The 21,504-nt window shown below is 37.2% G+C and carries 22 protein-coding genes, 1 tRNA gene, 1 other RNA gene and 1 other annotated feature (1 of these 25 only partly in view); of the genes, 7 read left to right on the plus strand and 17 right to left on the minus strand.

Annotated elements, in window-relative coordinates; translation table 11 throughout:
• Positions 1–345: 345 nt before the first annotated feature.
• The 6 genes from ACYQ73_RS27510 to ffs all read right to left on the minus strand — a co-directional run bounded on the left by ACYQ73_RS27510 (position 346) and on the right by ffs (position 4,261).
• A complete protein-coding gene (locus ACYQ73_RS27510; protein ID WP_460015365.1) occupies positions 346–618 on the minus strand; it encodes a pro-sigmaK processing inhibitor BofA family protein in 273 nt (90 codons plus the stop codon).
• Between the two features lie 133 nt (positions 619–751).
• Complete coding sequence (locus tag ACYQ73_RS27515; protein WP_460015366.1) at positions 752–967, minus strand: YaaL family protein; 216 nt, start codon at positions 965–967, stop codon at positions 752–754.
• A gap of 13 nt (positions 968–980) precedes the next feature.
• Positions 981–1,577 carry a recombination mediator RecR gene (gene recR / locus ACYQ73_RS27520; RefSeq protein WP_079564088.1) on the minus strand — a complete coding sequence of 199 codons (597 nt, stop codon included), beginning with the start codon at positions 1,575–1,577 and terminating at the stop codon, positions 981–983.
• Between the two features lie 11 nt (positions 1,578–1,588).
• On the minus strand, positions 1,589–1,903 hold the full coding sequence (locus tag ACYQ73_RS27525; protein WP_134026842.1) for a YbaB/EbfC family nucleoid-associated protein: 315 nt from the start codon (positions 1,901–1,903) through the stop codon (positions 1,589–1,591).
• A gap of 21 nt (positions 1,904–1,924) precedes the next feature.
• On the minus strand, positions 1,925–3,712 hold the full coding sequence (dnaX, locus tag ACYQ73_RS27530; RefSeq protein ID WP_460015367.1) for a DNA polymerase III subunit gamma/tau: 1,788 nt from the start codon (positions 3,710–3,712) through the stop codon (positions 1,925–1,927).
• A 281-nt stretch (positions 3,713–3,993) separates the two neighbouring features.
• An RNA gene (gene ffs, locus ACYQ73_RS27535) (signal recognition particle sRNA large type) lies at positions 3,994–4,261 on the minus strand.
• Between the two features lie 529 nt (positions 4,262–4,790).
• Here ffs and ACYQ73_RS27540 point away from each other — a divergent pair.
• The 4 genes from ACYQ73_RS27540 to ACYQ73_RS27555 all read left to right on the plus strand — a co-directional run bounded on the left by ACYQ73_RS27540 (position 4,791) and on the right by ACYQ73_RS27555 (position 8,786).
• Positions 4,791–4,883: transfer RNA gene (locus ACYQ73_RS27540), tRNA-Ser, on the plus strand.
• Positions 4,884–5,278: 395 nt separating this feature from the next.
• Positions 5,279–6,541, plus strand: a complete 1,263-nt coding sequence (locus ACYQ73_RS27545; protein WP_460015368.1) for an ATP-binding protein — start codon at positions 5,279–5,281, stop codon at positions 6,539–6,541.
• Positions 6,542–7,420: a response regulator gene (locus tag ACYQ73_RS27550; RefSeq protein WP_337992051.1), complete on the plus strand. Its 879-nt coding sequence runs from the start codon at positions 6,542–6,544 to the stop codon at positions 7,418–7,420.
• Between the two features lie 91 nt (positions 7,421–7,511).
• Complete coding sequence (locus ACYQ73_RS27555) at positions 7,512–8,786, plus strand: cation:dicarboxylate symporter family transporter (RefSeq protein ID WP_460015369.1); 1,275 nt, start codon at positions 7,512–7,514, stop codon at positions 8,784–8,786.
• A 63-nt stretch (positions 8,787–8,849) separates the two neighbouring features.
• Here ACYQ73_RS27555 and ACYQ73_RS27560 read toward each other — a convergent pair whose 3' ends face one another.
• The 10 genes from ACYQ73_RS27560 to ACYQ73_RS27605 all read right to left on the minus strand — a co-directional run bounded on the left by ACYQ73_RS27560 (position 8,850) and on the right by ACYQ73_RS27605 (position 17,500).
• Entirely contained in the window at positions 8,850–9,482 is a 633-nt protein-coding gene (locus ACYQ73_RS27560; protein ID WP_460015370.1) for an RraA family protein, read from the minus strand.
• Positions 9,483–9,661: 179 nt separating this feature from the next.
• The gene (locus tag ACYQ73_RS27565; RefSeq protein ID WP_460015371.1) at positions 9,662–10,570 is read right to left on the minus strand and encodes a methyl-accepting chemotaxis protein; all 909 of its coding nucleotides are present in this window, start codon (positions 10,568–10,570) and stop codon (positions 9,662–9,664) included.
• Positions 10,571–10,675: 105 nt separating this feature from the next.
• Complete coding sequence (locus tag ACYQ73_RS27570) at positions 10,676–11,230, minus strand: LOG family protein (RefSeq protein WP_460015388.1); 555 nt, start codon at positions 11,228–11,230, stop codon at positions 10,676–10,678.
• 226 nt (positions 11,231–11,456) lie between these two features.
• Complete coding sequence (locus tag ACYQ73_RS27575) at positions 11,457–12,125, minus strand: deoxynucleoside kinase (protein ID WP_460015372.1); 669 nt, start codon at positions 12,123–12,125, stop codon at positions 11,457–11,459.
• Positions 12,122–12,760 carry a deoxynucleoside kinase gene (locus ACYQ73_RS27580; protein ID WP_460015373.1) on the minus strand — a complete coding sequence of 213 codons (639 nt, stop codon included), beginning with the start codon at positions 12,758–12,760 and terminating at the stop codon, positions 12,122–12,124. The genes ACYQ73_RS27575 and ACYQ73_RS27580 overlap by 4 nt, the downstream gene beginning before the upstream one ends.
• A gap of 264 nt (positions 12,761–13,024) precedes the next feature.
• Positions 13,025–15,436: a heavy metal translocating P-type ATPase gene (locus ACYQ73_RS27585; RefSeq protein WP_460015374.1), complete on the minus strand. Its 2,412-nt coding sequence runs from the start codon at positions 15,434–15,436 to the stop codon at positions 13,025–13,027.
• Between the two features lie 81 nt (positions 15,437–15,517).
• Positions 15,518–15,724 carry a copper chaperone CopZ gene (gene copZ, locus ACYQ73_RS27590; protein ID WP_460015375.1) on the minus strand — a complete coding sequence of 69 codons (207 nt, stop codon included), beginning with the start codon at positions 15,722–15,724 and terminating at the stop codon, positions 15,518–15,520.
• A 58-nt stretch (positions 15,725–15,782) separates the two neighbouring features.
• On the minus strand, positions 15,783–16,115 hold the full coding sequence (locus ACYQ73_RS27595; RefSeq protein WP_460015376.1) for a metal-sensitive transcriptional regulator: 333 nt from the start codon (positions 16,113–16,115) through the stop codon (positions 15,783–15,785).
• A gap of 78 nt (positions 16,116–16,193) precedes the next feature.
• A complete protein-coding gene (locus ACYQ73_RS27600; RefSeq protein ID WP_460015377.1) occupies positions 16,194–17,147 on the minus strand; it encodes a cation diffusion facilitator family transporter in 954 nt (317 codons plus the stop codon).
• Between the two features lie 17 nt (positions 17,148–17,164).
• Entirely contained in the window at positions 17,165–17,500 is a 336-nt protein-coding gene (locus ACYQ73_RS27605) for an ArsR/SmtB family transcription factor (protein ID WP_460015378.1), read from the minus strand.
• 184 nt (positions 17,501–17,684) lie between these two features.
• Between ACYQ73_RS27605 and tadA the strand changes: the two genes are divergently transcribed.
• From tadA to ACYQ73_RS27620, 3 genes are all read left to right on the plus strand, one after another.
• Positions 17,685–18,203 carry a tRNA adenosine(34) deaminase TadA gene (gene tadA / locus ACYQ73_RS27610; protein WP_460015379.1) on the plus strand — a complete coding sequence of 173 codons (519 nt, stop codon included), beginning with the start codon at positions 17,685–17,687 and terminating at the stop codon, positions 18,201–18,203.
• A gap of 217 nt (positions 18,204–18,420) precedes the next feature.
• Complete coding sequence (locus ACYQ73_RS27615) at positions 18,421–19,551, plus strand: SPFH domain-containing protein (RefSeq protein WP_460015380.1); 1,131 nt, start codon at positions 18,421–18,423, stop codon at positions 19,549–19,551.
• 266 nt (positions 19,552–19,817) lie between these two features.
• Positions 19,818–20,060, plus strand: a complete 243-nt coding sequence (locus tag ACYQ73_RS27620) for a TM2 domain-containing protein (RefSeq protein ID WP_460015389.1) — start codon at positions 19,818–19,820, stop codon at positions 20,058–20,060.
• A gap of 89 nt (positions 20,061–20,149) precedes the next feature.
• Here the strand turns inward: ACYQ73_RS27620 and serS are convergent, their stop codons facing one another.
• On the minus strand, positions 20,150–21,430 hold the full coding sequence (gene serS / locus ACYQ73_RS27625; protein WP_460015381.1) for a serine--tRNA ligase: 1,281 nt from the start codon (positions 21,428–21,430) through the stop codon (positions 20,150–20,152).
• A gap of 70 nt (positions 21,431–21,500) precedes the next feature.
• Positions 21,501–21,504 (minus strand) — a binding site (T-box leader) (it continues 220 nt past the right edge of the window).

Raw genomic sequence — 21,504 nt, forward strand, 5'->3', positions numbered from 1 at the left:
ATTAGGCACGCCGCCAGCGTTCGTCCTGAGCCAGGATCAAACTCTCCATAAAAAGAAATTTGATTAGCTCAAATTGTTTTGCTGGCATCATGTTTGATGTCCAAAATTTTGTTTCGTTCACTAACTCTAGATTAGCTACTAAAAAACTTTATTGATTACGTTTTGCTTGTTCAGTTTTCAAGGTTCATGTCGTTGCCGCTTTTCTTAACAGCAACTCTTATATAATATCATGCCGTTCACTTGTTGTCAACAAATAAATTATTTAATTTGAAACTCATTTGTTTTTCAATAGTTATCTTAACGACTCTTATTACTATACCACAATATTTTTGGTTTGCAAGCTTTTTATAAAAAATATATTAAAGCAGTTATCCCTATCACACCAGGAATACCTAATATTGCAATTGTGAATACTGAAAATAGATTAATCGGCACATTATAGCCTGCATACCCTATTCCTAAGTGAATAATAAATAATAGTAGAAAGGCAAAAGCAAATCTAAACCAAAACACAGACATTCCTTCTAAAATTTTACCCATCTTAGCATGTCTTATTATTATATAAAGAAAAAGAAGCACTACAGGTACACAAAAACTCATAATTACTAACCACGACATATGGTTTCCCCCTTAGCAATATAATTATGAAAGTTTATGTTTCCTGTTTTGCTTCTATGAATATTAATTATGCCGATGCATTAACTTATTTCAGCGGATGTTTGAACACCCACTGAAATAAGTTTAAAAACTATTATTTAATTAACACTCTACGAATTCTAGCTTCCTTGAATAAATAAAAATGTATACTCTCTGCTGCTTTTCGTTGAGCAATTGCTTCTAAATCATAGTCATCTAGTAGTTCTTCAATTATCTTCGCCTGCTGCAAATCCTCTTTTGTTCCTTTTATAAGATTCACAAGCTTGTCATCGAATTCTTTTTTTAATTTTCCCTTACTGCGGAAGAACATATTAATCCCTCACTCACAATTCTCGGCGACCTTCCATTGCCTTCGATAACGTTACTTCATCTGCATATTCTAAATCTCCACCTACTGGTAGTCCATGAGCAATTCGTGTTGTTCGAATACCAGATGGCTTCACTAGACGAGAAATATACATAGCTGTTGCCTCACCCTCAATAGTTGAATTCGTAGCTAAAATAAGTTCTTGAACAGTCTCATCTTGCAAACGAACTAGTAGCGAAGCAACATTAATATCCTCTGGACCAACACCATCCATAGGTGAAATAGCTCCCTGCAATACATGATACATACCATTGAAATCGCGCATTTTTTCCATCGCAATCACATCTTTTGTATCTTGAACAACACAAATAATAGAATGATTACGTTGTTTGTCTGTACAGATATGGCATGGATCTACATCAGTTATGTTGCCGCATACGGAGCAGTAGCTTAAATTTCGTTTAGCATCAATTAATGCCTTTGAAAAGGATAAAACGTCATCTTCTTTCATTGTTAACACAAAAAACGCCAGACGAGCCGCGGTTTTCGGCCCGATACCTGGCAATTTCATAAAACTATCAATCAGTTTCGATATTGGTTCTGGGTAGTACATTTATTTACCTCCTAGAACGGAAGATTCATGCCTTGAGTGAATTTACCCATTGTTGCATTCGTTTTTTCATCTACTTTTTTCAATGCTTCATTTGCAGCAACAACGATTAAATCTTGTAGCATTTCGATATCGTCCGGATCTACTACTGATGGATCAAGATTTACTTCTACAATTTCACGTTGACCAGTCACAGTTACTTTCACCATACCGCCACCAGCTGCACCTTCAAATTGCTCTGCATTTAAAGCCTCTTGAGCTTCCATCATTTCCTTTTGCATTTTTTGCATTTTTTTCATCATACCTTGCATATTTCCCATTCCGCGCATAAACATATTCCTCCTAAATGATTAATCTTCAACAATCTCAATGAAATCTTTACCAAACAACTTTTCTGCTTCCGTCACAAGTGGATCTTGTGAAGCAAGCGGTTGAGCATCGTCGATAAACGGCCCTTCTGGCATTTCTGCCGGTGGTGGTTCTGATAATTCCATTTCATGATCGGTTTCATTTTGAGATTTTTTCTCCTGCTGTAAGCCATGATCACGAATAAACTCTTCACGTAATTTTAACCAAGCCTCTTCAGGCGTACAAAGCATTTCGTACATAGTACCAGTTTGCCCTGCAATTAATTGTGTGAATTGAGCTTTTAGGGATTGATTATCAGCAACCATTTGACAATGAATATCATACTTGAATTTTAACACAAAAGCACTTGAAGATGCCGCAACAGGTTCAGCCTCTGCTAAAAGAGCCGACTGAGATTTTTGCATTTGACTTAATGCCTGTGCCCAAACCGATTTGATACGTTGCACATCTTGCTTTGTAGCATCCTTTAATATCTCTTGGATACGGCCTGTTGGTGCTTTATAGCCATTTGGATTTTTCGCTCGTGGACGTTGCTCTTTTGGTGTTTGCGCCGTTTGCACAGGAGCACCAGCTTGTAATTGGGCTGATAGTTGTTGCACCATCTGCTCAAGTGCCACGATTTTTTGAGCGAGCTCAGGGCTCATAGCTACGTCACCTGAAGTGGCAGTCTGACCAACTGCACCACCCGCAAACTGTACCATTTTAAGTAACGCTGTTTCCAAGTAAATCTTTGTATGGTGGGAGAACCGCATTTCTTGCTGTGTTTTCGCTAAAATATCAATGTAGCCATAGAGCAAATCCGGTGCAAAATCATGCGCTAATGTAAATACTCGCTCCTCTGGTGATACTAGTTCTAATAATTCGGCCAAATCTTCACTTGTTTGCAGTAATAATAAATCTCGGAAAAATGTAATCAAGTCCTCTGAAAGACGAAGAGGATCTTTCCCATCCGCAATAAGCTGTTCTAATAACGCAAGCATTTGTGCGACATCTTTTACTTTAAGAGCTTCTGCTAATTCATAGAAAACTTCCTGACTAATAGAACCTGTCACAAGTAATGTATCCTCAAGCTTCAACTTTTCTCCACTGAAGGATACAACTTGGTCTAATAAGCTTAAAGCATCACGCATACCACCCGCTGCTGACTGTGCGATTACCTTTAAACCTTGTTCCTCAAATGGTAACTCAATATCTTCTAATACAACTTTCATGCGATCGATAATATCATTGGTTGAAAGACGCTTGAAATCAAAGCGCTGACATCGCGAAATAATCGTTGCAGGCAACTTATGAGGCTCTGTCGTTGCTAAAATAAATACAGCATGTGCAGGTGGTTCTTCTAACGTCTTTAATAGGGCATTGAAAGCACTTGTAGAAAGCATATGCACTTCATCAATGATATACACTTTATATCTGCTACTCGCAGGAGCAAATCGAACTTTCTCAATGATGTCTCGTATTTCTTCAACGCGTGAATTAGACGCCGCGTCAAATTCAATAACATCTGGGTGAGAACCGTCTGTAATGCTTAAACAAGTAGCGCATTCATTACAAGGCTCTTTTGATGGTGCATGCTCACAGTTTAAAGCCTTTGCAAAAATTTTAGCTGTACTTGTTTTCCCGGTACCACGTGGACCAGAAAATAAATAAGCATGTGTTGTTTTATTCGCTAGGAGAGCATTTTGTAGCGTTCTTTTGACATGTGCTTGACCAGACATCTCTCGGAATGATTGCGGTCGATACACACGATAAAATGCTTGATACGTCAATGGTTTCCTCTCCTTTTCTTCATTATATAGAATAGTTTTATTATAGCATTTGCCTCATTATTTATAAAATAGTGTCATCGTTTTTCTAAAATTTCAGGACAATTCTTTTTCACTTCTTGTAGTGAAGGCTGATACTTCCGGCTCCTAACGTCCGCCGTACAATTTGTAACTTCCTTAAACGTGTCGGTGATTGATCTTCCATCCCCAAAAATACTATAAAATCATATAAAAAAACGCATCCGCCTTTTGTAGACGGATGCGTTTGAATTGGCAATTTAATGCCGTGCACCTTTCTTCGACAGCCGCACATAAGCGTTACTCTTGTCGTTAGCTCAGATTAGGCAACCCCGCGGCACATGAATAAGACCACTTAATGCTGCTTCCTTCCGGACCTGACATGGTTCATGGGTATCCATTGCGCAGGACCCAATCGTCAACACTACGTGCAAAAGGCAGACCAAACAATACGGACAGCCTCGAAAAAGGAATTCAGTCTCGCTAGAGCGGATTGCGAGTTACAGGACACCGCTACCTTCCCACCTAGCACGGCAATAACTAGTATACTCACTGTTTTCATAAATTGCAACTTAATACACATAATATTTATTTGGAACATTCTATCTGCACTGTAAAAAAGTAATTATTAATCAATTATGCCTCGCCATAATTGCCGCTGTCGCGCAGAAAACATTTGTAGCTGTCGCTTTGCTTCCGCTACAGATAAACAATGCGTCCGGAATCGGCTTTGTGCTTGGGCCTGCATAAGGGCCGACGCGATATCGGTCATTTCGGTAGCCACAGGACTTGGCATTTTTACCGATTATCGCATGGTTGCGATAATTTTAGCTAACATCCTATAAGAACTCCTTTTCGATTCCATGACATCCGCTGAAAAGTGACTTAGTACCGCATTCATCCCCCCGCCTATAGAGGTGAGAGACTTCTGTACCTGACGCTTTACTTTCGCTATAGAAAGTAATTGTTGAATGAAGAAAAAAAACGTAAAAAATCTGTTGACGTGAATTTTAAAATATGATAAATTAATTCTTGTCGATAAGACAACGCAACAAAACAACATGGAGGTATACCCAAGTCTGGCTGAAGGGATCGGTCTTGAAAACCGACAGGCGGGTAACACCGCGCGGGGGTTCGAATCCCTCTACCTCCTCCAGTTTTAAAATTCCGACTACGAATGTAGCCGTTTTTTTTTGCTTAAAAATCATATGTAACATTTACTAGATGCCACTTCCACTTAGGTTGTGGTATTTTTTTATTGTTGATTATGATTTTATAACCGATACAGCACCGATGTTGGTCACTCAGGCGTTTTCACAGGATGTGAAGGTCTTAACCTGAGTTCCTCTATTTCAGCGGATGTTTGGACACCCGCTGAAACAAGTTAATAATCTATAGCATTATTTCATCTAGACAAATATGTTTTCGTTTCAAAATCGTATTCCGCCCCAACACAACATCAAAAGTAGTGGTACAATTACCTTTATTCCAAACACGCAAACGAGCTCTTTTAGCATAATGCTCGTTAATATTATTAGGGAGGATTTTTTTATGCACTCGAAATTTCACATATCTCGTGCTTCCCTCACTTGGATTATCACAATTGCTCTGTTAACTGCTATCGGTAGTGAGATTAAAATAATGCCTTTCGCTAATACACCTTTTCGTTTCGGATTAGGAAGTATTATTTTCTTTTTATGCACACTACTTAGACCTACACCAATCATTTTAGCTGGATTTACTACGAGCATCGTGACAACCATTTTTCGAGTTATCATTAATTACACTTTACATGATGTTCCAGTAGTCGATAGTTTATCAATACATTTACCTGCTACTGCATTTTATATAATGTTTGCAATATGCCTACAAATTTTAAGCATTCATCAATATCGAGAAAAGCCACTATTGCTTGGATTGCTAGTTGCGTTTAGTGAAGTATTCAGTAATTTAGTGGAACAACTATTTCGTTTTTTTATAAATTCTTATTCTTTTATATTCCTTCATGATTTACTTATACTATTAGCAGTTGCTTTATTACGTAGTTTTTTTGTTGTTGGTATTTATAGTTCCATTTTAATCGCTGAGCAAAAAAAACGTGTTCAGGAAATGCTTACGATCGGTTCAGATTTATATGTTGAAACACTTTATTTAAAAAAATCTATGAACCATATAGAAGCAATAACAGCCAGTGGGTTTGAATTATATCGACAATTAAAATCGCTAGGTTATCGTGCAGAAAGTATACAGGCACTTCATATTGCCCAGGAAATTCATGAAGTGAAGAAGGATTCACAACGCATTTATGCAGGTATTTCTAAAATTGTTGGTGAGAAGAGCTTTGGCTCCCTTAGATTGTCAGAATTATTGCATTATATTGAAGACGGCAATAGGAAGTACGCTAATTTTCTCGGCAAAGAAATTGAATTCAAATTAATTATTGAAATTGATTTTCAAACGAAGGAACATATTGCATTGCTTGCACTTTTGAATAATTTAACAGCTAATGCTATAGAAGCAATTGAAAATCAAGGCATCATTTCTATTGCCATTCAGCAGCAACAGGACGATACTGTAATAACAGTATGTGATAATGGGAAGGGCATTCCACAAAGTAATCTCTCTATTATTTTTGAACCTGGATACACCACAAAATACAATGTAGACGGTGTCGCAGCAACAGGTATTGGGCTGTCACATGTTGTTGAATTAGTAAATAAATTAAATGGCTCAATAACCGTTGAATCAAATACTCAAAACACGATGTTTAAAATTAAAGTTCCTACGCAAACTATTCAAACGGGAGAGACTTAAATGAGGTATTTTATTGTAGATGATGATCGTGCAAGCCGGGTCATGTTAAAACAAATTATTGAAGATAGTGGCTTAGGTACAGTTATTGGTGAAGCACGCAATGGTGAGGACGCCATTCCACAAATTTTAATGACACAGCCAGAATTTGTGTTGATCGATTTGCTTATGCCCAAGCTTGATGGGATAGCAACAGTCGAACACCTTATTCAAAATCGTTTTGAGGGACAATTTGTCATGATTTCTCAAGTAGTGAATAAGGAAATGGTTGGTGAGGCATATGAGCAAGGAATAGATTTCTTTATTCATAAACCTATAAACCGTATTGAGGTTGAAAATGTTTTACGTAAAACAACTGAACAGTTCCGCCTAAAAAATTCATTGCTTATTATTCGCCAATCACTTACAAATATTGATCTAAGTGAACAAATAAATCATAAAGCAACGTCACGTGATCATATTCAATCCATCTTAAATGATATGGGTATCGTTGGTGAGATCGGAAGCGAAGATATTATAGCTATCATCGAAACATTACTTGCTCATCAGCACAAAATCGCACCACTTCCACCATTAAAGGAGCTTTATGAGGAGATTGCAGTTGTCACAAAGGCTACACCCGATGAAATTTTGAAGGAAAGTAAAGCCATTGAACAGCGCGTGCGACGTACTATATTAGCAGCGATGATAAATCTCGCCAATTTAGGTGTCGTAGATTATACAAACTCCGAATTTGAATATTATGCACCTCGATACTTTGACTTTAAAGAAATTCGTCTGCTTATGACCCAGATAGAAGATCACAAAAATCGCAAAGCAAAGGTTAATATTAAGAAGTTTATTCAGGTATTATATTCAGACATTTTAACTAAATTAAATTAATTTTCTCGGATTTTGTCGGATTTCATAAGTCCTCCGTATTATTAAAGTAAGGCAAGTCCTAAAAATTTTAATATTAGGAGGTACTAAGGTTTTGAAGAAGAAATTTAGACTCAGTTTAGCCACTCAAATTTTAGTCGGTTTGATTTTAGGGATAATTATTGGCGGAATCTTTTACGGAAACCCCAAAATTGAAACATATCTACAACCTCTAGGTGATATTTTCCTTCATCTAATTAAAATGATTGTTGTACCGATTATTATATCGACTTTAATCGTTGGTGTTGCTGGCACTGGAGATATGAAACAGCTTGGACGATTAGGCGGGAAATCGCTTATTTACTTTGAGGTTATTACAACAGTAGCAATTGTAATTGGTTTACTTTCCGCAAACTTATTCCACCCAGGCGCGGGCGTAAACATGAACGAGCTCTCTAAAGGAGATATTTCGAAATACGTTGCAACTACAGAAGAAGTACAGCATGAAGGACCATTTGATATTATTGTAGGCATAGTACCGACAAATATCATTCAGGCAATGTCTGAAGGTGATATGCTTGCTATCATTTTCTTCTCAGTTATTTTTGGTTTAGGGGTTGCTGCCATTGGCGAACGTGGTAAACCAGTATTAAACTTCTTCCAAGGGGTAGCAGATACCATGTTCTGGGTAACTAACCTCGTAATGAAATTCGCTCCAATTGGGGTATTTGGTTTAATTGGTGTAACCGTTTCCAAATATGGATTCGCTTCACTAATACCACTTGGCAAACTCGCTATACTTGTTTATGCAACAATGCTATTCTTTATCTTTGTCGTTCTTGGTCTTGTGGCCAAATTTACAGGTATCAGTATCTTCTTCTTAATTAAAGTACTAAAAGATGAACTGATTTTAGCGTTCTCAACAGCAAGTTCTGAAGCTGTGTTACCACGAGTTATGATGAAAATGGAGAAACTAGGTGCTCCAAAGGATATCGTATCCTTTGTTATTCCAACCGGTTACTCTTTTAACTTAGATGGTTCTACACTGTACCAAGCTATTGCTGCTTTATTTATTGCTCAAATGTACGGTATTCACCTAAGTATTGGTGAACAAATTACGTTAATGCTTGTATTAATGGTTACATCTAAAGGGATTGCAGGTGTTCCTGGAGTATCCTTCGTTGTGCTTCTAGCAACTTTAGGTACTGTCGGCATTCCAATTGAAGGTTTAGCATTTATCGCAGGTATCGATCGTATTCTTGATATGGGACGTACAGTCGTTAACGTAATTGGTAACTCACTTGCGTCATTAGTAATGGCGAAATGGGAAGGCCGTTTCGATTCAGAGAAAATGAAAAATTACTTTAAAGATAATGAAAATTTAGCATAAAAATTAAAAAAATCCTCACGATGTATGGATGGCATCGTGAGGATTTTTTTATTGCGTCCGTTTTCAGCTACTGCTGGAAGAAGTTAATACTTTATCTAAATAATCAATAATAGATTCTTTTCCATTTGCATGTGCCTCTTGAGCACGTGCGTCGTCTTTTTCAAGTTTTACCTCAGCGGCTGCCACAATATGCTCTGCATCTTCCTGTGGCACGACAACTACACCGTCCACATCCCCAATAATATAATCACCAGGGCGAACAGAAACGCCCCCAATAGCAATAGGAACATTTACTTGGCCACCGCCGTTTTTATTGCCAGCTGCTACCGTTGTGCCAAGTGAAAATACAGGAAAGTCTAGCTCACGAATAGCTGCAATATCACGAATAACACCATCAACAACAAAGCCCTGTACACCTATACCCTTCGCTAATGAAAGAACAAAATCACCGGCCACTGCACGATTTGTATTCCCTTTAGCGTCAATTACTATAATATCCCCTTCTCTAGCAGCTCGAATGGCTTCTAATACTGCACCATTTTCACCATCTGGCAAACGCACTGTTACCGCACGGCCAGCAATTTTAAAATGGTCTGCTAACGGTTTAATATCACTACGTAAATTCGTTTGTCCTCCTGTCGCATCTGAAACTGCAGTCGTTGGCAAATGCTTAAAACTTACTCCCACCTTTGTCATCTATAACACCCCTATTATGATTTATGAAAGCTTACACAATTATTGTAAATAAAAATCATCTACTATTTCAATATATATCAGAAAATTACAAGAATTATGTACTTCCTTTCGCTTTTGCTATAGAAAATAATTGTAACTGCCGATTCACTTACATGACATAAAACACTTGCTGAAAGAAGTTAAATTATTTCGGTAAAATGTCTTGATTGTTCATCTAATGCTTCTGCTGCAGTAGCAATTTCGGCAAAATCATTCGTTGTTACATTAATTTGACCATTTGTTTTTTCAACTTTTTCAGCTATTCGTGTGATACTTTCCGTGACTTTTCCAATCTCTCGCTCAATGCCCTCAACATTATCTTTTACTTGTGAAATAGATTGCTCCACCCTTGCTGACAGTTTTCTTACCTCTTTTGCCACAACATCAAAGCCTCGGCCATACTCACCGGCTCTTGCTGCTTCAATAGCTGCATTTAGTGCAAGTAGATTTGTCTGAGAAGCAATTTCTTGAATGGTTTTCACAATCCCTTTAATAGATTCAGCTTGCTTCTGTAGCTGCGCAAGATTTCTAACATTATCGGCAGACTCTTGTGAAACCTCTTTCACTGTTCCTAGTAAATCCTCGCTATTTTGAATACCAGCCTCTGAACGGCTATGAAGCTCTTTAGACATGACCTTTAATGTATCGGCTACACTAACAATTTCACTTTGACGTTCAGTAATATTTGTTGCGATTTTCGATACGCCAAGCACCTTACTTGAATTATTAGCAAAGACAGGCATATAAGTAGCCTCAAGCCAAATTCTATTTCCGCTCGCATCCATCCTTTCGATTTTATCCTGATAGCTATTGCCAGCAGCTAAATTGCGCCAAAACTTTCCGTACTCTATGCTATTCACAAATTCCGGTAAACAAAAATCCTTATGATCTTTTCCTATCATTTCCTCCACTTTATAGCCTAATGTCTTAGCAAAAAGTTCATTAACATAGGCAACTTTATGATTCATATCAAAACGGGTAATGGCTATATTTCGTTCAATTGCCAGTACTACTAGGTCATCAGTAACTTGTGTATCTATTGTCTGCATAATCTACACCTCTTTCATTGTATTAGCGAACTAAAAATTTTTATGGTAACGAACCCAATAAAAATACTTATAAAGATTATTTATTGCAGAAAAAACATGGGGATACTACCCATGTTTTTTCACAAAATGTAATACTTCTTCCGATGTAGTAGCTACACGGATCAGTGATTTTTGTTCAGCTCGTATAAAACCTTCCTCAAGCATTTTCTGAAATTGTTGTAAAAGCGCATCATAAAAATTATTTACATTATATAAAATTACGGGCTTTTCATGTAATCCGATTTGTGCCCACGTAAACACTTCAAAATATTCATCCATTGTCCCTCCACCACCTGGTAAAGCTATAAAAGCATCTGCTAACTCTACCATTTTGGCTTTACGTACATGCATAGACTCAACAAAATGAATCTCTGTTAACGAAGCATGTGCTATTTCCCGCTGCTGCAAATGAGTTGGCATCACGCCAATAACGTCTCCTCCAGCTTTTAATACTGCATCTGCTACTTTTCCCATTAATCCTGTTTTCGAACCACCATAAACGACACCATGACCATTTTGAGCTAATACAGTCCCTAATTCGGCTGCTTTCTCTGCATAAATTGGGTTTATGCCTAAGCCAGAACCGCAATATACAGCTATTCTTATAGTAATCCCTCCTATTCAAAAGACGTGAGACAATAGGCTACATATTGTCTCACGTCTTTTGATCATTTATTTTCTTCAATTTCTTGTTTCTGCACGTCGCTGAGCTTTCGATTTTAAATTTTTAGCATAGTTCATTTCCTATTTACGTAAATGACTTGTTTGTGCCTGTCGCTTCGCTTTCGGCCAGAACCCCAATGGTTAACTTCCTAATATTTTTGAAATATTAGCTCTATCTAACCTTCTATTTACGTAAATGACTTGTTTGTTTTAGCATATGACTGATACGGCTCACAATTGATTCAATTGCTTCAGGATTTTTTAATAAATCATAATCATTAATATCCAACCGTAGAACTGGGCATGAATTAAAATTATTGATCCAGTTCTCATAGCGGTCATGCATTTCAATCCAATAATCATGCGGTGTTTGTTGCTCCATTGTACGTCCACGCTCTTGAATACGACCAATTACAGCATCAATTGGCCCCTCTAGATACACAAGTAAATCCGGATGCGGGAAATACGGTGTCATCACCATCGCATCAAATAAATTTGTATACGTCTCGTAATCTGTTGGGCTCATTGTACCTTTGTCATAGTGCATCTTAGCAAAAATGCCTGTATCTTCGTAGATGGAGCGATCTTGAATAAACCCGCCGCCATATTCAAAGATTCGCTTCTGCTCCTTAAAACGCTCCGCTAAAAAATACACCTGTAAATGGAAGCTCCATTTTTCAAAGTCCTCATAAAATTTATCTAAATATGGGTTAGTATCTACCTTTTCAAACGAAGTACGGAAATTTAGCGCCTCTGCCAACGCCTTTGTCATTGTTGACTTCCCTACACCAACCGTACCAGCGATTGTAATGACCGTTTGTGGAGGAATACCATATTTCTCTCTCAAATTCATTGTTGCAAGCTCCTTTGTTGTAACGTGTCCTTTATTGTTTGTAAAACATATGTCAAATCATTTGGATTTTTTACGAAATCAAGTTGATCACCATTAAATCGAATAACGGGAATTTCGGGATGCATGTTCTCAAAATGCTCGATAAAGGAATGATAATCTGCCACTAGTTGCTCCATGTAATCTCGCGAAATCATTTTTTCAAATTCACGACCACGCATCGCAATACGTTTCATCAGCGTATCAACACTAGCATGTAAATAAACAACTACATTTGGAACAGGCATATCTTTCGTTAATATTTTATAGATTTCCTCGTATTTATCATACTCAGTTGATGCCAATGTACGCTTTGCAAATATTAAATTTTTAAAAATGTGGTAGTCCGCTACAACAGGTTTATCATGCATTAAACGAAATTTTTTTATATCTGATAATTGTTTATAGCGATTACATAGGAAGAACATTTCCGTCTGGAAACTCCATTCCTCTATGTTTTCATAAAACTTATTTAGAAAAGGGTTTTCGTCTACTATTTCTTTTAATAGATGGTAATTAAATGTTGCTGCAAGCTCTTTAGATAAAGAGGTTTTACCAACACCAATCGGACCTTCTACCGTAACAAATGGAACCGTCACCAGAAGCTCCTCCTTTATGTTCTATGGATTCTATCGTCAATTACCCCGTCCTCGAGGTTTTTATAATTATATCAATGATGCCTCGGCATCATTGCGTCCGAAGGCTTAGAAAATAAATCAGTGCTTTTCATTGTATCATAGTGAGAAAGTGAAAAACAGAACCAAACTATTTCTCTATTAAAATAGGAGGCCAAAACCAATTCTTTGACATCTGCTTAAATAAATAAAAAAATAGACCCACTCAAAGTGGATCTATCGTTACCCTTATAATTTAACTCGCTGTAAACGCAGTGCATTTAAAACGACAGATACTGAACTAAAAGCCATCGCTGCACCTGCTACCCATGGAGCTAGCAAACCGATTGCGGCAATTGGAATACCTAATGTGTTGTAAGCAAATGCCCAGAATAAGTTTTGTTTAATGTTGCGCATTGTTTTACGACTCATGATAATAGCATCCGCAATACTGTTTAAATCGCCACGAATTAGTGTGATATCCGCTGCTTCCATAGCGACGTCTGTACCGGTACCAATCGCCATTCCAATATTAGCTGTTGCAAGTGCTGGTGCATCGTTAATGCCATCACCAACCATCGCTACTTTTTTACCTGTAGCTTGCAGTTTTTTCACTTCATTAGCTTTACCTTCTGGTAGCACTTCAGCAATCACATGATTCACACCAACTTCAGCTCCAATTGCTTGTGCTGTACGTTCATTGTCACCAGTCATCATAATCACCGTAATGCCCATTTCTTGTAGACGGCTAACCGCTTCTTTTGAAGTATCTTTCACTGTATCAGCAACTGCTACTAGACCTGCATACTGACCGTTAATCGCAGCTAACATGGCTGTTTTACCGTTTTCCTCTAATTGTTCCATTGTTGGTAGGATATCATCAATATGAATACCGTATTGCTGCATCAATTTACGAGTACCGATGACAACCCCTTGACCAGAGACAGTCGCTTGCACACCGTAACCTGGTATTGCTTCAAAGAATTGAACATCACCTAGGTCAATACCGCGATCAGCAATTCCTTGAACAATTGCCTCTGCTAACGGATGCTCTGATTGCTTCTCTGCTGCACCAATTAACGATAAAAAGCGTGCTTCGTCTTGATTTTCCGCTAGTACAACATCCGTTAATACAGGTTTGCCGTGTGTCACAGTACCTGTTTTATCAACAACTACTGTATCAATGCTTTGAGTTTGCTCTAAATGCTCTCCACCTTTAAATAAAATTCCGAATTCCGCCGCACGACCAGAGCCCGCCATAATAGATGTTGGCGTTGCTAATCCAAGCGCGCATGGACAAGCGATGACGAGAACTGCAATTAATACTTCAAGTGCTGGCGTAAATTCACCAGGTTGCACCCAAATAATCCAAATTAAAAACGTGACAAGCGCAATGCCAACAACGATTGGAACAAAAATGCCTGAAATTTGATCTGCTAAGCGCTGGATTGGCGCTTTGGAGCCTTGTGCATCTTCTACAACTTTAATAATTTGAGCTAAGGCTGTATCACGACCGACTTTAGTCGCCGTCATTTTAATGAAGCCATTTTTATTAATAGTAGAGCCAAATAATAGGTCACCTTGCTTTTTATCAACAGGTAAACTTTCCCCTGTTAACATCGATTCATCTACAGCCGTTGTTCCTTCTAATACCTCACCATCAACAGGAATTTTTTCACCAGGCTTCACTAAAATAATGTCACCAATGACTACTTCTTCTAACGGTACTTCTTTCTCTACACCGTCACGAACAACGATGGCCGTTTTTGCCTGAAGCCCCATTAATTTTTTGATTGCTTCAGATGAGCGACCTTTTGCTTTTGCCTCAAATAATTTACCTAATAAAATTAAAGTAATTAAAACGGCACTCGTTTCAAAATATAGGTGAGGGGCATGATGTGACCCCGCAGTAATAATTGCTTGGTATACGCTATAAAAATACGCCGCTGATGTTCCCATTACTACAAGTACATCCATATTGGCACTACCATTGCGTAAAGCTTTGTAGGCTCCAACGTAAAATTGCTTCCCAATGATAAATTGAACAGGAGTAGCCAACGCCATTTGTACCCATGGATTCATTAAAAACTCAGGGACATATAAAAATGATGTAAATGAAAAATGTCCTACCATCGTCCACAGTAATGGTAATGAAAGTATGGCCGATAAAATAAATTTTTTCTGCTGTTGTTTGATGGCCATCTCACGATGATCCACAGTTTCTTGCTCATCTGCCTTTTGATGAGCCTCATATCCTAATTTCTCAACCTTTGCAATAATATCTGCAATCGTCACCTCAGATGGGTTAAATTCTATAGTAGCTTTTTCGAGTGTTAAGTTAACGTTCGCAGAGGATACACCCGCTAGTTTATTTAAACCCTTCTCTATACGTGTCGCACAGGCTGCACATGTCATGCCCGTAATGTTGAATTCTGTTTTTTGTTTCACGACACCATAACCAAGTGCTTCAATTTTCTTTTCAAAGTCTTCTTCGTTTAATTTTGTCGGATCATATTTAATAGATGATTTTTCAAGAGCTAAATTAACTGTCGCTTGTTCTACACCATCCATTTTATTTAAACCTTTTTCTATACGAGTCGCACAGGCTGCACATGTCATACCTGTAATTTGCAAATTTGCTTCTTTTATTTCCGAACTCATCATCATTGCTCCTCTCCACATACCAACAGGGGGTATGTTAAAGTGAAAATAAGAGAGTGCTACAAGAGCACCCTATTTATATTATTTAACGTCATAGCCTTGATCATCGATCGCTTCTTTAATTTGATCTAGAGATACTTGTGTTTCGTCAAATGCTACATCTACTAAACCATCAGCTAAGTTTACTTTTACTTGTTCAACGCCAGTTAAAGCGCCAACACTTTTTTCTACTGAGTTTACACAATGTCCACATGACATTCCTTGTACGTTTAAAGTTACGTTTTGCATAAAATATCTCTCCTTTAATGTTAAATACTGTATAGGGGTATATATTTCTTAATAAATTTTACTTTTTCATTAACTTTTGAATAGTCACTACTAATTCGTCTAACACTGCATCATCACCCTCTGATAGACGATCTACTACACATCCCTTTAAATGACCTTCTAATAATATCTTTGCAACACTATTTAAAGCAGACTGTGTGGCAGACAGTTGCGTAATAATATCATCACAGTAAACGTCTTTGTCAATCATCCCTTTAATACCTCGGATTTGACCTTCAATTCGATTTAAACGAGTCGTTAAATCCTTTTTAACGCGTTCAGGATGATGACTTTTTCGGCACGAAGTAGCTTCCTCTGTATGACAAGCATCTTCTTTCACTATATCCTCCATTTAATACACCTCCTACCTTACAATTACAGATTACCATACCCACGAAGGGTATGTAAAGCTGAAAATTTTTAAAAAATTTTAATGATGATGGTGATGATTCGACTGCTCATTTTTTATTGTACATAAAATTGAATTATTATGCTTATGTGCTACGGTTTCCAATTGAATCGTTACATGCTTTATGCCCTTATGCTCAAGATTATGTTCAATTTCTCGTAATATATTCTCACTATCCGCAATTTTTAACTGACCTTCAACAACTGCATGACAAGAAAGGGCATTTGTTCCACTTGTTATTGTCCAAATGTGTAAATCGTGAATGCTTTGAACACCATTCGTTTGTACAATAATTTGTATAATTTCCTCAACGTCTACGTTTGAAGGTGTTCCCTCCATGAGAACATGAACAGCTGCCTTCGTTACATAGTAGCCACTTCTCAATACTAATATGGCAACAATAACACTCGCAAGTGGATCAGCCCAGCCCCAACCAAAAAACATCATTAATAGTGCGGCAACGATGGCCCCTACAGATCCAAGCATATCACTTAATACGTGTAAAAAAGCCCCGCGCATATTTAAATTATCTTTTGTATCACTGCCGCGCATCATAATCCAAGCTACTAAAATATTGATCAAAAGACCGATTGTACTAATAATTAGCATCCCTGTAGTTGCCACTTCTGGTGGATTTGCAAAACGTTTTATTGCTTCATAGAAAATGAATAAAGCAATTAAAATTAAAGTCACACCATTTAATACTGCTGCCAAAATTTCAAATCGTTTATAACCGTATGTTTTACTATAGCTCGCAGCCTTTTCTCCAAACATAAAAGCAAGTAAGGCTATCGCTAATGAAATGGAATCACTTAACATATGTCCTGCATCGGATAAAAGAGCCAAACTATTTGTTAAATAACCACCAATCGCTTCAACAACCATATAACTCGTAATAATAATAAATGATACTATTAACACCTTTTTATTCGCGCCATGCGTATGATCATGGCCGTGATCATGATTATGTCCCATGTTTTTTCCTCCATTATCTAGTTATGTGTAGCATGCTCAATAGCTTGCATTAATAAATTCATAATGTGATCATCATCTTTTGAATAATATAAAGATGTGCCTTCTCTTCTATATTTCACTAACCGTAAATTTTTCAAAAAACGCAACTGATGTGAAACTGTTGATTGACCTAAATCTAAAACCTCAGCAATGTCGTTGACTGAATGTTCATCCGTACATAATAAATTTAAAATACGAATTCTTGTCGGATCACTTAATGCTTTAAATGTTTGAGACACGACAAATAATGTTTCTTCGTCTAAATGTTGCTCTTTGTTAGTCTGAACCTCTGTATTTTGTAATTTTTCATCCATATAGTTTACCCCTATCCTTTTATATTTATATATGAGCATGTGTTCATATATAAATATAGGTGGTTGTTTTGGAAATGTCAACGTTTAACTTCTTACTGAATCCTGACGCATTGTTGCTGTGACATATTTGATAGTAGCAATTGTCAATTAAGCAAGATACACTAAATGATAAGGAGAGATCATAGTGGATATTTTTGAAACAGACCGATTGTTTATGAACAGTGCACTCGAAGAAGCTAAGAAAGCAGCTTTACTTGGAGAAGTGCCAATAGGAGCTGTGCTTGTATATGATGGAGAGATTATTGCACGAGCTCATAATTTACGAGAAACAACACAAAATGCAACGACGCACGCTGAATTAATGGTTATTCAAGATGCTTGTAAAAAAATAGGTAGCTGGCGTCTTGAAAAAACAACACTCTATGTGACACTTGAACCTTGCCCTATGTGTGCAGGTGCAATTTTGCAATCTCGTGTGCCTCGCGTTGTGTATGGTGCAAGAGATATAAAAGCAGGCTGTGTAGATTCGCTCTATCGTTTATTAAACGATGCACGCTTTAACCATGAATGTGAAGTAACGGAGGGAATTTTAGCTGAGGAATGTGGACAAATCTTAACCGATTTTTTCCGAGCATTACGTGAACGAAAAAAGGCCGAGAAAAAGGCAAGACAAGCATTAGTATCTAACAATGAAGAAATTTAAAATGAAAGAAGGTATCTCAATCTGAGAAACCTTCTTTTTCGAATAGTGATAATTCTTTTCAACAAAAGATTCTCTATCATAAAAACTGGATAGCACATTCATTATTAAATAATCCGTAAAGAATTTCAATACATATAAATTATTGACATCCATAAAATGAAAAGGGAAAATATAACTAGTTATATTCATAGTAAATAAATAGGGGGAGAGTATATTCATGCCTATTTTGGACAGAGTGAAATTCGATGGATTACGTTCACGTGATTGGTTAATCTACAAACATCCAACAGATAAGTTAGTGTTAGGCTCTACACTTATTGTTAATGAGGGACAAGTAGCTATCTTTATAAAAGGTGGCCAAATATGTGATGTGTTTAATTCGGGCACACATATTTTATCAACAAATAACTTACCATTACTGCATAACATAGTGAATCTTGCCTATGGAGGGAAGACACCTTTTTCAGCAGAGATATACTTTATAAATCTTACGTCAAAAATGGATTTATATTGGGGTACCACTGATCCTATCCAACTGATTGACCCAAAATACTTTGTAAAACTACGTATACGAGCGTTTGGTCAACTGTCCCTTCGTCTTGATGATTATTTATTGTTCTTTACAGAAATTATTGGCTCTATGAATAAAGATGATATTGTTAGCTATGAAAAAGTACAAGATTACTTTAAAGGTTCTCTTATTACCTCCATAAAAACTGAACTTGCAAATAAAATTATTAATGAGAAAATTTCTGCACTTGAAATAACAACAGAACTTAATAATATTTCAAATAGTTTAAAAGAAAAAATATCTAATGAATTCAGTGAGTTCGGCTTTATAATGGCCCATTTTCATATTCAATCCATCAACTTCCCAGAAGAAGATTTCGATAAAATAAATGAAATTTTACAAGATAAAGCTAAATTCGAAATTATGGGTGACAATCGTTATGTAACACAGCGTAGCTTTGATATATATGAGTCTGCGGCATCAAATGAGAATGGTGTAGCCGGATTATTTGCTACAAGTGGGGTTGGCCTAGGGGTAGGACAAGGTATGGTAAATATGATGAACCAACAAGTACAACAGCCTACCAATAATGTCACACATAAAATATGTCCTTCTTGCCACGGCAATATTTCGTCTACTAGTAAGTTTTGCAATTTATGCGGTGAAAATTTAACGCGTAAGGTTATTACATGTCTTTCTTGTCAGGGTGAAAACGAAGAATCATCAAAATTCTGTAGCTCTTGTGGAAATAGTTTACTTAAACCGATTTGTTCATGTGGGCAAGAACTTGATATTACTTCAAAATTCTGTAATAACTGCGGCGCTCAAGTTAAATGAATTCAATAACTGGTTATCACCTTTAAGAAAAAAATAATGTCTAAAAAGAGATGCATAAAAACAATAATAATTGATTAGGAGATTTTAATATGAACAATGTTGACTGTCCCCAATGTGGTGCACCTGCTGATGTTGCATTAGCTCAGTGTAAATATTGTGGTGAAAAATTCAATTTCAGTAATAAACAGCAAGTTGTGCAACAACCAGAACCAGTTTATCAACAACAGCCTCAACCTGTCTATCAAACACAGCCACAGCAAGCATTTATGTATGATGGAATCGACCCTTCTTGGCCTATAAAAAATAAAACGGTCGCAGGGGTACTTGCTATCTTTTTAGGTGGAATCGGAATCCATAAATTTTACTTAGGGAAAACTGGACAAGGTATATTGTACCTCATCTTCTTCTGGACATATATCCCAGCATTTATAGGCTTTATAGAGGGCGTTATTTACTTGCTTTCTAATGAACATAACTTCTCTGTGAAACATCGAGTTCGACCTCGCTAACCTACTTTTGAAAAAGAAAAACTACTGTTGAGATTAGATTTTCAACAGTAGTTTTTTCTTTTCATCAGCCGCTTCGCTTTCGACTCAGCCTACTTTGGAGCAATTACTTCTTTTCCGCCCATATATGGTCTTAATACCTCTGGAATCACTACGCTTCCGTCGGCTTGCTGATAATTTTCTAGGATTGCTGCTACTGTACGGCCGATTGCAAGACCTGAACCGTTTAATGTGTGTACATACTCTGGTTTTGCATTTGGCTCACGACGGAAGCGAATATTTGCTCGACGTGCTTGGAAATCTTCAAAGTTAGAGCATGAAGAGATTTCGCGGTACATATTTTGAGCTGGAATCCAAACCTCTAAATCGTACTTTTTCGCTGCAGTAAAGCCTAAATCAGCTGTACACATTTTTAGTTTGCGGTATGGTAATCCTAATAATTGCAGTACTTTTTCTGCATGACCTGTTAAAAGTTCTAGCTGTTCATAAGATTCTTCTGGTTTTACAAAGCGTACTAATTCTACTTTGTTGAATTGGTGTTGGCGAATTAAACCACGTGTATCGCGACCTGCAGAACCTGCTTCTGAACGGAAGCATGCACTATACGCTGCAAAGCCCTGTGGTAATGCTTCAGCTGTTAAAATTTCATCCCGATAGAAGTTTGTTACAGGTACTTCTGCTGTTGGAATCATGAAATAGTCTGTGTCATCTAACTTAAAGACATCTTCTTCAAATTTAGGTAGTTGTCCTGTACCTGTTAAGCTATCACGATTGACAATTACAGGTGGTAACATTTCTTCATAGCCATGCTCTTCTGCATGTAAGTCCATCATAAACGTCATTAATGCACGTTCTAAACGAGCGCCAAGACCACGATAGAATAAGAAACGACTACCAGTCACCTTTGCACCACGTTCAAAGTCTACAATTTTTAAATCTGTAGCGATATCCCAGTGTGCTTTAATGTCGAAATCAAATGCTGGAATGTCACCCCAAGTATATTCCTCTACATTGTCGTCCTCCGTTGTGCCAACTGGTACAGATGCATGTGGAATGTTTGGTAAACGCATCATCATATCTTTAAAGCGTTCTTCTACATCATTTAATTGGACATCTAGCTCTTTAATTTCATCGCCAACTTGACGCATACGTGCAATAACTTCATCCGCATTTTCTTTATTACGCTTCATGATTGAAATTTGCTCAGATACTTTATTGCGTTCAGCTTTAAGCTCTTCTGTTTTTGCAATTAATTCACGACGCTTTGCATCTAATTGTTCAAAGTCATCTAAGTTTCCTAAATCCTCATTACGTGTTAATAGCATTTCTTTAATTTCCGCGAAATTGTCGCGCACGCGTTTAATATCTAACATCGTCATACCTCCAGTAGATTCTTAATGATGGGAAAATATTTAGTAGAAACACAAAAAAGCCCTCATCCCCAAAA

Source organism: Lysinibacillus sp. CTST325 (genome assembly GCF_054665055.1).